The organism is Phytopseudomonas dryadis (genome assembly GCF_004327355.1).
Classification (GTDB): Bacteria; Pseudomonadota; Gammaproteobacteria; order Pseudomonadales; family Pseudomonadaceae; genus Aquipseudomonas; species Aquipseudomonas dryadis.
The window spans coordinates 38801-54107 of sequence record NZ_QJUM01000003.1; the positions used below are offsets into that span (position 1 = coordinate 38801).

The 15307-nt window shown below is 65.1% G+C and carries 16 protein-coding genes; 10 read left to right on the plus strand and 6 right to left on the minus strand.

Annotated features, from left to right (window positions below; genetic code table 11):
- Window positions 1-37 precede the first annotated feature (37 nt).
- From chvE to iolG, 3 genes are all read right to left on the minus strand, one after another.
- Complete coding sequence (gene chvE / locus DNK34_RS03040) at window positions 38-1123, minus strand: multiple monosaccharide ABC transporter substrate-binding protein (RefSeq protein ID WP_278248885.1); 1086 nt, start codon at window positions 1121-1123, stop codon at window positions 38-40.
- An 82-nt stretch (window positions 1124-1205) separates the two neighbouring features.
- Window positions 1206-2294 (minus strand): Gfo/Idh/MocA family protein, encoded by a 1089-nt coding sequence (locus DNK34_RS03045; protein WP_131176761.1) that lies wholly within the window; start codon window positions 2292-2294, stop codon window positions 1206-1208.
- Window positions 2295-2337: 43 nt separating this feature from the next.
- Complete coding sequence (gene iolG / locus DNK34_RS03050) at window positions 2338-3336, minus strand: inositol 2-dehydrogenase (protein ID WP_131176762.1); 999 nt, start codon at window positions 3334-3336, stop codon at window positions 2338-2340.
- On the opposite strand from iolG, the gene DNK34_RS25370 reads away from it, so the two are divergent.
- From DNK34_RS25370 to DNK34_RS03065, 4 genes are all read left to right on the plus strand, one after another.
- Window positions 3289-3684 (plus strand): hypothetical protein, encoded by a 396-nt coding sequence (locus tag DNK34_RS25370; protein ID WP_165497332.1) that lies wholly within the window; start codon window positions 3289-3291, stop codon window positions 3682-3684. The two genes, iolG and DNK34_RS25370, sit on opposite strands and share 48 nt — an antisense overlap.
- Before the next feature lie 306 nt (window positions 3685-3990).
- Entirely contained in the window at window positions 3991-4905 is a 915-nt protein-coding gene (locus DNK34_RS03055) for a LysR family transcriptional regulator (protein ID WP_131176763.1), read from the plus strand.
- A gap of 212 nt (window positions 4906-5117) precedes the next feature.
- A complete protein-coding gene (locus DNK34_RS03060; protein WP_131176764.1) occupies window positions 5118-5498 on the plus strand; it encodes a nuclear transport factor 2 family protein in 381 nt (126 codons plus the stop codon).
- A 90-nt stretch (window positions 5499-5588) separates the two neighbouring features.
- The gene (locus tag DNK34_RS03065; protein WP_207401615.1) at window positions 5589-6653 is read left to right on the plus strand and encodes a maleylacetate reductase; all 1065 of its coding nucleotides are present in this window, start codon (window positions 5589-5591) and stop codon (window positions 6651-6653) included.
- 57 nt (window positions 6654-6710) lie between these two features.
- Here DNK34_RS03065 and hrpB read toward each other — a convergent pair whose 3' ends face one another.
- Entirely contained in the window at window positions 6711-9263 is a 2553-nt protein-coding gene (gene hrpB / locus DNK34_RS03070; RefSeq protein ID WP_131176766.1) for an ATP-dependent helicase HrpB, read from the minus strand.
- A 152-nt stretch (window positions 9264-9415) separates the two neighbouring features.
- Here hrpB and DNK34_RS03075 point away from each other — a divergent pair, with 152 nt between their 5' ends.
- From DNK34_RS03075 to DNK34_RS03095, 5 genes are all read left to right on the plus strand, one after another.
- A complete protein-coding gene (locus tag DNK34_RS03075) occupies window positions 9416-9835 on the plus strand; it encodes a polyribonucleotide nucleotidyltransferase (protein WP_131176767.1) in 420 nt (139 codons plus the stop codon).
- Window positions 9836-9900: 65 nt separating this feature from the next.
- Entirely contained in the window at window positions 9901-10797 is an 897-nt protein-coding gene (locus DNK34_RS03080) for a cation diffusion facilitator family transporter (RefSeq protein WP_131176768.1), read from the plus strand.
- Between the two features lie 406 nt (window positions 10798-11203).
- Window positions 11204-11683, plus strand: coding sequence for an Lrp/AsnC family transcriptional regulator (locus DNK34_RS03085; protein WP_131176769.1), 480 nt, complete (start codon window positions 11204-11206; stop codon window positions 11681-11683).
- 199 nt (window positions 11684-11882) lie between these two features.
- Window positions 11883-12086, plus strand: coding sequence for a DUF2788 domain-containing protein (locus DNK34_RS03090; RefSeq protein ID WP_131176770.1), 204 nt, complete (start codon window positions 11883-11885; stop codon window positions 12084-12086).
- Window positions 12087-12162: 76 nt separating this feature from the next.
- Window positions 12163-12561, plus strand: coding sequence for a globin (locus DNK34_RS03095; protein ID WP_131176771.1), 399 nt, complete (start codon window positions 12163-12165; stop codon window positions 12559-12561).
- 174 nt (window positions 12562-12735) lie between these two features.
- On the opposite strand, the gene DNK34_RS03100 is transcribed toward DNK34_RS03095, so the two are convergent.
- The gene (locus DNK34_RS03100; RefSeq protein WP_131176772.1) at window positions 12736-13353 is read right to left on the minus strand and encodes a pseudouridine synthase; all 618 of its coding nucleotides are present in this window, start codon (window positions 13351-13353) and stop codon (window positions 12736-12738) included.
- Window positions 13354-13498: 145 nt separating this feature from the next.
- Here DNK34_RS03100 and DNK34_RS03105 point away from each other — a divergent pair, with 145 nt between their 5' ends.
- Window positions 13499-13723: a hypothetical protein gene (locus DNK34_RS03105; protein WP_131176773.1), complete on the plus strand. Its 225-nt coding sequence runs from the start codon at window positions 13499-13501 to the stop codon at window positions 13721-13723.
- Window positions 13724-13825: 102 nt separating this feature from the next.
- Here DNK34_RS03105 and amn read toward each other — a convergent pair whose 3' ends face one another.
- Window positions 13826-15301 (minus strand): AMP nucleosidase, encoded by a 1476-nt coding sequence (amn, locus tag DNK34_RS03110; RefSeq protein ID WP_131176774.1) that lies wholly within the window; start codon window positions 15299-15301, stop codon window positions 13826-13828.
- Window positions 15302-15307 lie beyond the last annotated feature (6 nt).

The following is a 15307-nucleotide window of genomic DNA, read 5'->3' on the forward strand; positions in this document are numbered from 1 at the left end:
AGCCGCAGCCAGCGGAATCCCTCTGAAACAGCAGGGGCTAGCGCAGTTGCTCTTCGCTGTAGTAGCCGCTCTGGTCCACCAGCACCTGGTGCCAGTTCTGCTGATTGACCAGCACCGGCGGGAGCAACTGCGTGGGCACGAGCATCACGCCGTTGTGGTAGGACTCCGTGTCGTTGACGCTCACCGGGCTGCCTTCCAGGGACGCATTCATCATCTGCGCGGCGGCCTTGGCCAGCGCGCGGGTGTCCTTGAACACCGTCGAGGACTGGTCGCCGCGGATGATGGCCTTGATGCTGGGGATCTCGGCATCCTGACCGGTGACGATCGGCATGCTGGTATCGCCCGAGCCGTAGCCGACGCCGCGCAGAGAGGAGATCACGCCGATGGCGAGCTGGTCGTTGGCCGTGAGCACCGCATCCAGATGGCTGTTGCCGTAAAAGGCGCTCAGCAGGTTGTCCATGCGAGACTGGGCCTGGGAGCCTTCCCAGTTGGGTGTGGCCACCTTGTCCAGGCTGACCTGGCCGCTTCTGACCACCAGCTTGCCGGAGTCGATATAGGGCTGCAGGACGGACATGCCGCCGGCATAGAAGACATGAGCGTTGTTATCGTCGGTCGAGCCGGCGAAGATTTCGAGGTTGAACGGCCCCTTGCCCTCGGCAAGCCCCAGCGCGTCGACGATGGACTGCGCTTGCAGTTGGCCAACCTTGAAGTTGTCGAAGGTGACGTAGTAGCTGAAGTCCTTCGAGTTGCGGATGAAGCGATCATAGGAGATCACCTCGATGCCCTGTTCCTTCGCCTGCTTGAGGACATCCGACATCGTCGTTCCATCGATCGGCGCGATGATGAGTCCTTTCACGCCTTTGACCAGCAGGTTTTCGATCTGCGACAGCTGGGTTGGCACCTCGTACTGGGCATATTGCACGTCGGCTTCATAGCCAAGTTCCTCCAGTGCAGCGACCATGCTGCTGCCGTCGGTGACCCAGCGGGCTTCCGTCTTGGACGGGAGTGAAATGCCAATGATGCCTTTCGAGTCCGATGCCTCATCGGAGCAGCCGGTAACGGCAACCGCCAATAACAAGGAAGCGGCAACGCTTATCAATCTACGCATGGTTTCACCCTTCATGAGGTGTCTTATTTTTGTCGAGCGGCTGCACTCCCCCCTTCCATGAGGGGGGCAGTACAACGCCCGTGCGAAAACCCGGGTTCTATGAGCCCAGTGGTACCTCTTGCCCGGCATTGGCCGAAGACTCGAACAGAGCCTTCAACAGCACATTGATGTTGTGCGCCTGGCTGGCCGGCACTTGCGAGGGGGTTCCGGTGCGCAAGGCATTGACGAAGGCGGCCGCTTCCCGATCGAAGTAGATCGGATTGCCGATTTCGGCAATTTCAGGCGAATACACGGTTTTGCGCACCGCCCAGACTTCCGGGAAACTGGTCTCGTTCCAGTGCGTCCAGCCTTGCGGATGGCCGTTCCTGCCGTCGTGGTAGAGCTTGTAGGAGGCAGGCATCGGGGTGGAATGCATCACACCATGGGTGCCATAGGCGGTGATATCCCAGCTCTCGGTCCACGGCATCGGGTCCCATGACATGAAGTCGATGGTCACCATCTTGTCGTCATAGTTGAGAACGGCGGCCGCCGCATCCTCGCGCGCACTCTCGCTCATCTGCCCCTCGAACTTGCTGATGCGCGCGTTCACCGACTTCGGCATGCCGAAGTGCAGCAGGATGCGATCGATGGTATGGCAACCGATCACATAGAAGGCGCCACCCAGGTCGCCGGGTTGCTTCATGTGATTGGTGTCGGCCTCGTTGTGCGAACAGCCTGCGTGGGCGCGTACCTGCAGCACCTTGCCGATCTCGCCGCTGCGCAGCACCTGCTGCATCTTTTCCACCGAAGGTGCGAAGCGCCAGCAGTAGCCGACCTGGAACAGGTTGCCGGTGCGCTCGACCGCCTCGACGATGCGCTGGGTATCCGTGATGCCGCGGCCTGCCGGTTTTTCGCAGAGCACGGCCTTGCCTGCCTCCAGGGCTTCGATCGCCCAGTCGGCCATCAGGTAGCTCTTGGGGTGAACCAGCACGATGTGCACATTCGGATCGGCGAGGATTTCTTCCTTGCTACGCGCCTCCAGGCCCAGCGCGTCAACGAAGGGCTGCAACAGCGGACTGTCATCATAGGCGCCGTGAAAGCGCACATTTTCCATGCGCTGGAAGGCTTTCACGCGGCCGGACGTGTGCGGATGCGTGATACCGAGGCAGGCAACGCCGAGCACAGGGTCACTGACTTTCTGGGACATCTTGGTCTCCTTCTCTTGTTATCTATGCTGGGTGAAACCGGGATCACGCGACGCCGACGGCACGCCCCGTGCGCGCCGACTCGACGGCGCACTCGGCAAGGCGCAGGGCTTTCAGGCCGTCCTGCACGCCGGTCGGCAATGGCTTGTTCTCGATCAGCGCATCGACGAAGGCGTCGAGCTCGGACTTGTACGCTTGCTGGTAACGCTCCAGGAAGAAGTTGAGCAGCGGCTCGCGAGCGTCGGTTGACGCTTCCGTCCAGCGACGAATCGTGGTGGGACGCAGGTTGTCCTGAAGGAGCATGCCCTTGGAGCCGAACACCTCGATGCGCTGATCGTAGCCATAGACGGTGGCCCGGCAGTTGTTGATGTGGCACTGCTTGCCGGACGCGGTTTTCATCTGCAGCATGACCGTGTCGTAGTCGTCGTACTTCTCCATCAGGTTCGGATCGACCAGGCGGCTGCCCACCGCACTCAGCTCCACCGGCTCCTCGCCCAGCAACCAGCGGCCGATGTCCAGGTCGTGAATGGTCATGTCGCGGAAAATGCCGCCCGAATGCTTGATGTAATCTTCGGGAGCCAGGCCCGGGTCACGGCTGCTGATGATCACCTGGCGCACCTCGCCGATCTCACCGGCCACGATTGCAGCGTGCATCGCCGCGAAGGTGTTCTCGAAGCGACGGTTGAACGCCAGCATGACACGGCCATTCAGGCGCTCGACTTCCTCGACCGCCGCCAGGCTCTTGGCCATATCGAGGTCGATCGGCTTTTCGCAGAGCACAGCCTTGCCCTGGCGGATGGCGCGCAGCATCAAGCCGATGTGCGTGTGAGTCGGCGTGCCGATGACGACGGCCTGAACATCGTTGCGATCGATGGCCGCTTCGCAGTCGGTCATCGCGTCGGCGCCCAGCGCACCTGCGAGACTCTGTGCGGCACTTGCATAGGGATCGGCAACGGCGATCAGCTTGGCCGATCGATTGGCCGCTACGTTGGTAGCATGGATTTTGCCGATGCGACCTGCACCGAGGACTGCGATTCCAACCATTTCTATCTCCTGCTGCATTTTAGGTTTTTGTTAGAGAAAAACAGGCGGGCCTCACGCTGCCCGGCTTGGAAGAAGTGGTTCTGCGAACGGCGCCGGCGGCGTGCCGGAGGCCTGCTTCGCCGCGGCCTCAGGGCCGATCGTCCCGGGCTCGGCGGACAGGCGGGGATCGGCGGCCTCGCCACGCGGCAGCGCGGCGCCAGTCGCTTCGAGTGCGCGATCGAGGGGGTTGACGCGGGCCAGCGGGAGAAACGCCATTGCCCCGTTCAGAGCCTGGGCAGCCGTGGTGCCGCCGCGAGCGAAAGCTTCCGGCATGCGCGCCGCATCGGGCTCGGCCAGGCGGGCAGATAGCGCAAAAGCGGGGTCAGCGGACAGTGCGTCGAGGGCAACCGGCGCGGACGATCGCGGCCCAACGGCGGGTTGCACAAGGAGACAGGGGGGAAAGGGAAGCGACAGTCCCTTGGGGCGCACATGAGCGGCGCACTGACGGCCCGAGCGGGACGCGTACCTAGAACTGGACCGTTCCAACATTGAGTGAGCCATGACTCTCTCCGCACTTATTCTTATTTGTGGCGTGAGGGGAGTCTAGTTTCTCTCGGGGCATGAAAAAACACGTATATTTGGGAGACAGCTTCCCGGATACCAGGAAAATCAGGCATGGATCCGTTCAAAGAGATGGAATTGTTCGTGCAGGTCGCCGATGCCGGCAGCATAAGCAAGGCTGCCGAGCAGCTGGGCTTGTCCGTATCGGCCGCCAGCCGGCACCTGATCGCCCTGGAAACCAGGCTCGGCGTGCGCCTGGTACAACGCACCACGCGCCAGTTGTCCCTGACGGAGATCGGCGCCGAGTTCTACAGACGCAGCAAGTCAGTCCTGGCGGACATGCGCGAGGCCGAAGACGTCGCTCGTGACGCCGTGGTCAAGCCGAGCGGCGTGCTGCGGGTAACCGCCTCGCTCTCGTTCTGCCTTCTTCATATCGAGCCGCTGCTGCCCGAGTTCACTCGCCGCTACCCTGAAATCAGCCTGGATATCGTGGCCGCCAACCGCTACCTCGACGTGATGGAGAACAACGTCGATGTGGCGATCCGCACACGCCAGTTCGAAGCGGACAACAGCCTGACCATACGCCGGCTGGCCGAGACCCGGAGGATTCTGGCCGCCTCGCCGGCGTACCTGGAAAAGCATGGGATGCCCGAAGTGCCGATGGATCTCGTCCGCCACAAGATGCTGATCTATGACTACGCGGTGAACCCCACGGAACTCCCCTTCACCCGCAAGGGCGAGTCGATCACGGTGCGGACCCGCTCCTTCATTTCGACCAACGATGGACAGATCGTCCTGAAGTCGGCCCTCGATGACATGGGCATACTGGTTCAGCCCAAATACATCGTCTACGACAACCTGGTCCGCGGCGAACTGGTGCCCGTACTCGACCATTGGGATCTGCCGCGCCTCACCATGAACATCGCCTTCCAGACCCGCCGCCACATGCCGGCGAAGGTCCGCCTTTTCATCGACGCACTGGTACAGCGCTTCCGCGAGAACAACTACGAGAAGCTCTGGACGCAATAGCGTCCGGCATGAGCCGCGCCCGCCCGGATTCAGGGATACGGCAGGATTATTTCACCCATGAAATAAAGATTTTCGCTGGCGATATTTTATATCGATAACCGTAACTATAGGCTCGCCTCATTGAACCGGACGTCCAACCCGGTCCCTGTCGGTGTAGTGCCGCCCCTGCCTGGGGAGACTCCGCCCTTCCTCGACAAGAACAAGAGGCGCTCATGAACAGCACCATGGAGACGGAAACACTCATCCGAGCGCTGGAGGAAAAGCGTTACGCCGCCCTCGTCCTCGGCGATTTCGACAGTGTCTTCGACCTCGCCCATCCCCACCTGAGCTACACCCACTCCAATGGCCTGGTCGATACCCGGGACAGCTACCGGCAAAAGTGCCGTGAGGGTCACTACGTCTATCACCGCATCGAGCGACCGATTCACGCGGTACGGGTCCTTGGGGAGACGGCGCTGGTGTTTGCCGAAATGAACGGGGAAATAACCTCGGGCGGGGTGCGCAAGACATTGCGCAACAACACGCTGGCCGTCTGGTGCCTTCACAACGGCGAGTGGCGGCTCATCGCGTACCAGCCAACGCCGGTCAAATGACCCCGGCGGCGCGCCTGCCTCGGGCGCCTGGCTTTTCCTCGAAACCATGACCTTCGGGCCATCCAAACCCAACAGGAATGCACCGTGACCATCTCGAACTTCACCTATACCGGACTGCCTTCACGTGTCATTTTCGGCAAAGGTTCCCTGCAGCAACTGGAGGCCGAGATCGACAGGCTCGGCTCCCGCCGTGCGCTCGTTCTTTCGACTCCGGAGCAGCGAGCGCAGGCCGAGCGGATTGCCGCCATCCTGGGCGAGCGTGCCGCGGGAATCTTTGACAAAGCGGTCATGCACGTGCCGATCGAAACCGCCCGCGAAGCACGCGAAGTCGCCAACAGGCTCGGCGCCGACTGTGCCATCGCGATCGGCGGCGGCTCCACCACCGGGCTGGGCAAAGCCATCGCGCTGGACTCGGGGCTGCCCATCCTGGCGATTCCGACGACCTATGCCGGCTCCGAGATGACCCCGGTCTACGGCCTGACTGAAAACGGCATCAAGAAGACCGGCAAGGACCCGCGCGTCCTGCCCAAGACCGTCATCTATGACCCGGAACTCTCGCAGACGCTGCCCGTCGGGATGTCGGTGACCAGCGGCATGAACGCCATCGCCCATGCCGCCGAAGGGCTCTACGCCCAGGACGGAAACCCGGTCATGTCCCTGATCGCCGAAGAAGGCATCCGCGCCATGGCCGAAGGCCTTGGCCGTGTCACTGAAAAGCCGGACGACCTGGATGCACGCTCCGACTGCCTGTATGGCGCCTGGCTGTGCAGCACCGTGCTGGGCAACGTCGGCATGGCCCTGCACCACAAGCTTTGCCACACCCTGGGCGGCAGCTTCAATCTGCCTCACGCCCAGACTCACACGGTCGTGCTGCCGCATGCGATCGCCTACAACGCCGCCGCCGTACCCGAGGCCGCAGCCCGCATCATCCGGGCCCTGGGCGGTGAACATGACTCTGCGGGCGGGGCGCTCTACGACCTGGCCAAGTCGCTGGGTGCGCCATTGACGCTGCGGGAGCTGGGCCTCAGCGAAGCGGATCTCGACCGCGCGACCGACATTGCCCTGTCCAACCCGTACTGGAATCCGCGCCCAATCGAGCAGAAAGCCATTCGCGAACTGCTGCAGAACGCCTATGAGGGCAACCGTCCGGCCTGATGCCCGGCGCTGGCGCGGCCCACGCCATGGGCATGGCGGTCAGCGATGCCGAGGCGTTCACTTCGGCCTGGGCTTGGCCCGCGCTGTCGGCTCTGCGATCAGTGGGTCGTCTGGCCAGTAGTGCTTGGGGTAGCGGCCCTTGAGGTCCTTCTTCACCTCGGCGTAGGTGCTGGCCCAGAAGCTGGCCAGGTCGCGGGTGACCTGCACCGGGCGCCGCGCCGGCGAGAGCAGGTGCAGCAGCACCTGCTGACGGCCATTGGCGATGCGCGGCGTCTCGGCCAGGCCGAACAGTTCCTGCAGGCGCACCGCCAGCACCGGCGGCTGCTCGCTGTAGTCCAGCGCGATGCGCGAGCCGGAGGGCACCGGCAGGCTGCGCGGCGCCAACTCGTCCAGGCGCTGGGGCAGTGGCCAGGGCAACAGGGTCTGCAGCATGGCGGGCAGATCCAGGTTGGCGAAGTGACTCAGCCGGCTGACCTTGCCCAGGTAGGGCGCCAGCCAGGTTTCCAGACTGGCGAGCAGCGCCGTATCGGTCACGTCCGGCCACTCGCTGACACCGCCCTGCCGCAGGTCGAGCTGGCGCAGCAGCAGCACCCGCGCCTGCCACTGGCGCAGCTCGGCTGTCCATGGCAGCAGCGCCAGGCCCTTGCGCCGAACCAGATTGACCAGCGCGGCGATGCGCGCCTCGGCGCTCAGCCCCGCCAGCGCTTCGCTGGACAGCACCAGATCGCCCACCTTGCGCTGCCGCTCGGCACGCAGCACGCCTTCGCGCTCATCCCACTCGAGCAGATCCTGGCGGGTAACCTGCTCGGCCAGCACCGTGTCGAACAGCTCCGGCTCCAGCTCGGCGGCCAGGTAGATGCGCTCCTCGCGCTGACCCTGGCGGCTGCCCAGGTCGGCGATCACCAGCCAGGGGTGCTTCATCAAGGCATCGGCCTCGCTGAACAGCGCCGCACGGCCATTGGCCAGGCGATATTCGGCGCCGCCGTCACGACGCTGCCGGGCGACGCGATCCGGGTAGGCGAAGGCCAGTAGCGCGCCCAGCCAACGGCCGTGCTCAGGGTCGCTCACCGCCTCGCTGACCGGTATGTGGCGCAGGTAGCCCTGGAACTGCCGCGCCAGTTGCCGGGCTCGCTGCACGCCACCCCGGGCGGCGCTCCGCGCTGCACGGCTCTCGCCCGAAAGCAGGGCCAGGCGGCTGTGCAGATCGGCGCCCGCACCGCACTGGCCGCCGCGCAGTATGTCGCGCTCGCCCAGCAGCGCCGCCAGGTCGCAAGCCAGCTCGCCCAGGCCGAGCGCCTGGCCACGCAGCAGCAGATGGGCGATACGCGGATGCGCCGGCAGTTCGGCCATGGCCTGGCCGTGGGCGGTGAGGCCGCCCTGGACGTTGAGGGCGCCGAGGCGCAGCAGCAGGTCGCGGGCCTGGGCATAGGCCGCCGCAGGAGGCGGATCGAGCCAGACCAGTTCCTCCACCGCGACGCCCCACCGCGCCAGTTGCAGGGCCAGCCCGGCCAGGTCGGCCTGGAGGATCTCCGCCGTGGAATGGGCTGGCAGTTGCTCATGCTGGGCCTGCGACCACAGGCGATAGCAGACGCCGGGCTGCAGGCGCCCGGCCCGACCAGCGCGCTGGGTCGCCGAGGCGCGGGATATGCGCTGGGTGTCCAGCCGCGTCATGCCGCTGCCCGGGTCGAAACGCGGCACCCGCGCCAGGCCGGCATCGACCACCACCCGCACGCCGTCGATGGTCAGGCTGGTCTCGGCGATATTGGTCGCCAGCACCACCTTGCGCTGCCCGGCCGCCGCTGGCTCGATGGCGGCGCGCTGGGCGGCGAGCTCCAGTTCGCCGTGCAGCGGGCAGACCCGCACCTCGGGCCGGCTGGCCAGGGCCTCGTGCAACTGCTCGGCGAGGCGACGGATCTCCGCCTGCCCAGGGAGAAACACCAGCAGACTGCCCGGCTCGTCGTCCAAGGCCTGCAGCACGGTCTGCAGCACCTTCGGCTCGATCCACTCGCCGGCCTGCAGCGCCGCGCCCCAACGCACGTCCACCGGGAACATGCGCCCTTCGCTGCGCAGCACCGGCGCATCGTCGAGCAGCCCGGCCAGGCGCTCGCCCTCCAGGGTCGCCGACATCAGCAGCACCTTGAGCGGCGGCTCGCCGCTATCGGCACCACGGAACATCGCCCGGCCGTTGAGGGTCAGCGCCAGGGCCAGGTCGGCATCCAGGCTGCGCTCGTGGAATTCGTCGAAGATCACCAGGCCGACGCCCTCCAGCGCCGGGTCGTCCTGCAGGCGCCGGGCGAGGATACCTTCGGTGACCACCTCGATACGCGTACGCGGCCCGACCTTGCTCTGCAGGCGGATGCGATAACCCACGGTTTCGCCGACCACTTCGCCGAGTTCGCTGGCCAGGCGCTCGGCCGCCGCCCGTGCGGCCAGACGCCGCGGCTCGAGCATGATGATGCGCTGCCCGGCCAGCCAGGGCTCGTTCAACACCGCCAGCGGCACCCGGGTGGTCTTGCCCGCGCCGGGCGGCGCCTCCAGTACGGCTTCGTCACGCTCGGCCAGGGCCTGGCACAGGGCGGGCAACAGGGAATCGATCGGCAGGGAATTCATCGCGGCTCCATCATCGGCCGCTGATTATATACGCCGAACCCGGCACGACCTGCGCCGGTCTCATGAGTTCGGGAGCTGCCGATTCGCAGCACCGCAGCAGCTTTGCAACAACCGCCTTGCTATAGTGGCGTCACTTACCCTGGAGATGCTCGATGCGCACGAAATCCCGTGTTATCGGCGGCGTTCTCGCCGTTACATTGTTCACGCAACTGACCGCTTGCGGCACGCTGTTCTATCCGGATCGGCGCGGCCAGATCGAAGGCCGGGTCGACCCGGTCATCGTCGCCCTGGATGCCATCGGCATCCTGTTCTACGTGATCCCCGGGCTGATCGCCTTCGGCGTCGACTTCGCCACGGGCGCCATCTACCTGCCCGGCGGCCTCAATGCCCAGGTCGATCCGCAGTCCCTGCAGGACGTGGTGGATGCCGACGGCAAGGTGGACAGCGCCAAGCTCAAGGCCCTGATCGAAGTGCAGACCGGCCACAGCCTGCCGCTCGACGACCCGCGCCTGATCCAGCACAGTGGCAACAGCGAGCAACTGGCCGCCTTCGGCCTGCGCCCTTCCGCCTGATCGCCCCGCGCCGGCCTGTCCGCCGGGCAGGCTGAGCCCGCTGCGGCCCACGCCATGGAATGACCGTGACTATCGATCGCCAGCACGCGCGTCTGATGCGCCAGGCCAGTGCCGCCGCCCTCGGCGTGGCCCTGACCCTGGTACTGTGCAAGGCCTTCGCCTGGTGGGCCAGCGGTTCGGTCAGCCTGCTCGCCGGCCTGACCGACTCGCTGCTCGACAGTGCCGCCTCGCTGCTCAACCTGATCGCCGTGAACATCGCCCTGCGCCCTGCCGATGACGATCATCGCTACGGCCATGGCAAGGCCGAAGCCCTCGCCGGCCTCGGCCAGGCCCTGTTCATCGCCGCCAGCGCGGTGCTGGTGGCCGTGCAGGGGGTCGAACGGCTGCTGCAGCCGGAACCGCTGACCGCCCAGACACTGGGCATCGCGGTGATGCTGCTGTCGATCGTGCTGACCCTGGCCCTGCTGCTGTTCCAGCGGCACGTGGTCAAGCGCACCGGTTCCACGGCGATTCATGCCGATTCGCTGCACTATCGCTCCGACCTGCTGCTCAATGGCAGCATCCTGCTCGCCCTGCTGCTGGCCAGCCTCGGCTGGCAACAGGGCGACGCGCTCTTCGCCATCGCCATCGCCGGCTACATCCTGTGGAGCGCCATCGGCATCGCCCGCGAGTCGCTCGGCGTGCTCATGGATCAGGAACTGGCGCCGCAGGTCAGCACGCGGATGCAGGCCCTGGCCTGTGCCGTCCCCGGTGTGCTCGGCGTGCACGACCTGCGCACGCGGCTGTCCGGCACGCGCTGGTTCGTGCAGTTGCACGTGGAACTGCCGGGCAGCCTCGACCTGGCCACCGCCCACGCGCGCTGCGAGGCCGTGGCCACGGCGATTCGCAGTGAGTTCGCCAAGGCCGAAGTGCTGGTGCATGCCGACCCGCTGGACGTACCCGCGCCCGTTTCCGCCCAGTAGCAGAACCTTCGCGCCGACCATGAAAAATGGCCGGGCGCTCTCCTTAACGTCGCTTGCGACGGCCCGAAGGGTCGCCGCCCGGGAGAGCGGGCCATAAAAAAGGGAGGCCTCGCGGCCTCCCCTCGGGGAATGTGTCCTGTGCCGGCAATCCTGTCGCCGCTTTCCTCGCCCGCCTGGTTGGACGGTGCGGACCCGGGTGCCGTGACGATCCGGTAGGATCGGCGGCGCCGGTTCGCCTGATTGGGCAAGCCGGGTGGACCTGTCGTCCGGGCCGTGAAACTGAGGTAAAGCTTACGCCGCCGCGCACGACGGAAAATTGCAAATACTGCTAATCACGTAGTCACTTGCGCAATTTTCCTTTTATCCGGCACCATTCGGCGCAAGCAAATGACAAATAAGCCTGACCATGAACAAACTCGACCGTTATGACCTGAACATTCTCGCCGAACTGCAGCGCGACGCGACCCTGTCCAACCAGGATCTGGCCGAGCGCATCGGCCTGTCTCCCTCGCCCTGTTCGCGGCGGGTCAAGCAGCTGGAAGACGACGGCTACATCGTTCGGCAAGTCGCCCTGCTCGACCGCAAGAAGCTCGGCCTGAGCCTGACCGCCTACGTGCTGATCGGCATGGACCGGCATACACCGGAACGCTTCGAGCATTTCCAGGAGGAGATCCGCAAGTGTCCGGAGGTGCTGGAGTGCTGCCTGGTCACCGGCATGGACGCCGATTACCAGCTCAAGGTGGTGGTGCCGGACATGGACCATTACCAGAAACTGCTCCTCGGCACCCTGACCCGTATCGAGGGAGTTTCCAGCGTGCGCTCGAGTTTCGTGTTGCAGCAGATCCTCTCCAGCACCCAGCTGCCGTTGCAGCATTTACGCCCCTGAATGCCCATACGACCTATGGGGAGGCTCCGCAACGCTCGCCACTGACGTACAATATCCCCAGTTTTGCTGTGCCTAGGGAATAACAACAGCACCGATGCAGGACCTGCCCTTTTCCAGGGGGCGGGTCGTTTGCACTCGCCCCACCCTCTCGCCATTGCGCCATGGCGACACAGCTTCATTGTTCGGCAATGAGGTCGCGATGGAACCCGAAGTATTCGAAGAGTTGATGATGACCCTGCTGGTGGGCGGCCTGGTGCTGTTCATGGCCTTCATCGTCTGGGACCTGGCGAAGAAGTCCAGGGCCGGGCGCTTCGGCACGCTGGTGCTGTTCCTCGCCCTGGGCCTGGGCGTGCTCGGCTTCCTGATCAAGACCCTGGTCATCGCCAGCCTGGAAGGTGTCTGACACACCCCACTGTCATTTCTAACTAAAAACCGGCGGTTGCTTGCCCGTCACTGTCTGCCTTGCCAACGGAGAAAACATGAACGCCACCGATCGCGTCATGCAGAGTTATGGACGCTGCTGTGCCAGCCCGGCCTTTTTCGACGACTTCTATCGTTACTTCCTCGACAGCTCGCCCGCGGTGCGCGAGAAGTTCGTCAACACCGACATGACGGCGCAGAAACTGCTGCTGCGCCAGGGCATCCTCAACCTGGTGATGCACGCCCGCGGCATGCCCGACACCAAGCTGCGCGCCCTCGGCTGCACCCACGCGCGCGCGGCCATGGACATCCGCCCGGAACTCTACGACCTGTGGCTCGAAGCGCTGCTCAAGACCATCGTCGAGCACGACCGCCAGGCCGATAGCGCCACCCTGCAAGGCTGGCGCGAGGTGCTGATCAAGGGCATCACGGTGATCAAGGCCGGCTACGAGGGATGATTCTGATATCCCGTCCCAGGCAGTGGGAAGGCGGTAGCAGCCTTCGATCAAAAACGCTTGAGGCTGGAAAGCTGGACGAAAGAGCCTATGCGGTTTGCTTGTCGTTCAGCCTCCAGCCTCTAGCGCTCCTATCGGCCTCGCCCCTTGAAGCAGCCACTTCATAGCGGGGCGGCGCTATTTCAGTATCGCCGGTTCTTCACGCCATTCGCCCGGCTGCAACCCATCCAGCGCCCAGGGGCCGATGCGCACGCGCACCAGGCGCAATGTGGGCAGGCCGACGGCGGCGGTCATGCGCCGTACCTGGCGGTTGCGGCCTTCGCGGATCACCAGTTCCAGCCAACAGGTCGGTATGCTCTTGCGAAAACGTACCGGCGGGGTACGCGGCCATAACGCGGGCTCGTCGAGCGGGCGGGCTTCGGCCGGCAGCGTCGGACCATCGTTGAGCGCAACCCCGTCGCGCAACTGCTGCAACTGTTCGGCCGTGGGCTCGCCCTCGACCTGCACCCAGTAGGTCTTGGCCAGCTTGTGCCTGGGATCGGCGATGCGGGCCTGCAACTGGCCGTCATTGGTCAGCAGCAACAGACCTTCGCTGTCGCGATCCAGGCGCCCAGCCGGGTATACACCGGGCACCGGCACGAAATCCTTGAGCGTGGCGCGGCCCTGATCGTCATTGAACTGGGTCAGCACATCGAACGGCTTGTTCAACAGAATCAGCCGCGGTTCGGCGGGCGGCGCCTTGGGCTCGCGCCGGGCAATCGGACGTCGAGGCGCAGGGCGTGAAGGTCGGGTCATGCAGCGAGGCCATTCAAAAGAGACGAAAGGCGCAGTCTAACGCAATGACCCGGCGCAAACCTGCCCTGGGCATCGCCAGGCGAAGCTGGCGAAACACGCTGTTCCGGGTTAGTTTTGCCGACCGTCAGCCACAACGATCATCGCCATGCTCCCGCGCAAACTCCACCGCCTGACCCTGCTCGGTCTGGCCTTCTTCATCCTCGGCCTGGTCGGGGTCGCCTATGCCCTGTACAGCATCTACACCGGGCCACGTCCCGCCGAGCCCGGCATGACCCGCAGCCTGGTGATGGCCGCGGGCCTGCAACTCACCGGTTACGTGCTGCTCAACCGCAACCGCTGGCGGATGATGTTCGGCAAGCCGAAGAAATAAAATAACTACAAGCTGCAAGCTAGTCTGGCATGAGCCCGGGTATCGGGTTCAAGCCTTTGCTCCTACTTGCAGCTTGAAGCTTGTGGCTTGCGGCTGTCTTCTTCATCGGAACGGCGGCTCGTCAAAGCTGCGCAGCTTGCGCGAGTGCAGCGAGTTGAGTTGCCCGCGCAACAGATCCAGCGCGGCGATACCGATGTGCAGGTGCTGGGTCACCGCCCGCTCGTAGAAGGCGCCGGCCGCTCCCGGCAGCTTGATCTCGCTGTGCAGCGGCTTGTCCGAGACGCATAGCAGGGTGCCGTAGGGCACCCGCAGGCGGTAGCCCTGGGCGGCGATGGTGCCGCTTTCCATGTCCACCGCCACGGCACGCGACAGGTTGATCAGCGGTCGCTCCTGGGCCCAGCGCAACTCCCAGTTGCGGTCGTCGTAGGTCAGCACGGTGCCGGTACGCAGGCGCCGCTTGAGGTCATCGCCGCGCTCGCCGGTGACCTGGGCGGCGGCGTCCTGCAACGCCTGCTGCACCTCGGCCAGGGCCGGCAGCGGAATGTGCGGCGGCAGCACCCGATCGAGGATGCCGTCGCGGCGCATGTAGGCATGGGCCAGCACGTAGTCGCCGATGGTCTGGGATTGGCGCAGGCCGCCACAGTGGCCGATCATCAGCCAGCAATGCGGACGCAGCACGGCCAGGTGGTCGGTGATGTTCTTGGCGTTGGACGGCCCCACGCCGATGTTGACCAGGGTGATGCCATCGCCGTCGGCGGCCTGCAGGTGATAGGCCGGCATCTGGTAGCGGTGCCACACCACGGTCTCGATGATCGCCTGCATCTCGCCTTCGGCCATGCCCCGTTCGAGTACCACGTTGCCCGGCAGCACCATGCGTACGAAACGCGAATCGCCGGTGAGCATGTCCAGCCCGTTGCGGATGAACTGGTCGACATAGCGGTGGTAGTTGGTCAGCAGGATCCACGGCTGCACGTGACGCCAGTCGCTGCCGGTGTAGTGCACCAGGCGGCGCAGGGAGAAATCCACCCGCGCGGCGTCGAACAGGGCCAGAGGCAGGGGGTCGGACTGTTCCCAGTCGACCAGCCCATCGGCGGTGCCATCGGTGGCGGCCGACAGGTCGGTGCTGGGGAATACCCGCGCCAGCTCGGCGGCGGTCACCCCGGAGCCGGCCAGCTCGTCGCCCTGCTCGACCACGTAGGGGTAGGGAATGTACTGCTGGCTGACGCCGACCTCGACCGTCACGGTGAAGTCGGCCATCAAGGGCCGCAACTGCTCCAGCAGGTAGGTACGGAACGCCGCCGGGTGGGTGACGGTGATGCTGTAGGTGCCCGGCACCTGCACCTTGGCATAGGCGCGCACGGTGGTCGGTACTTCGCCCTGGCACAGGTAGGTGAGGCGCAACTCGGGATAGCGGAACAGCTCATGCTGCTCGGCATCGGGGCGCACACGGTCCTTGAGGTAGCGCTTGAGCGCCTGGCTCAGGCCCTCGGTGGCCCGCTGGTGAAGGATGGCCAGACGCTCGACGGCTTCTTCGGCAGAGCTTACGACGGCGAAAGCGCCGTCAACGGAAAGGGACATGCACGG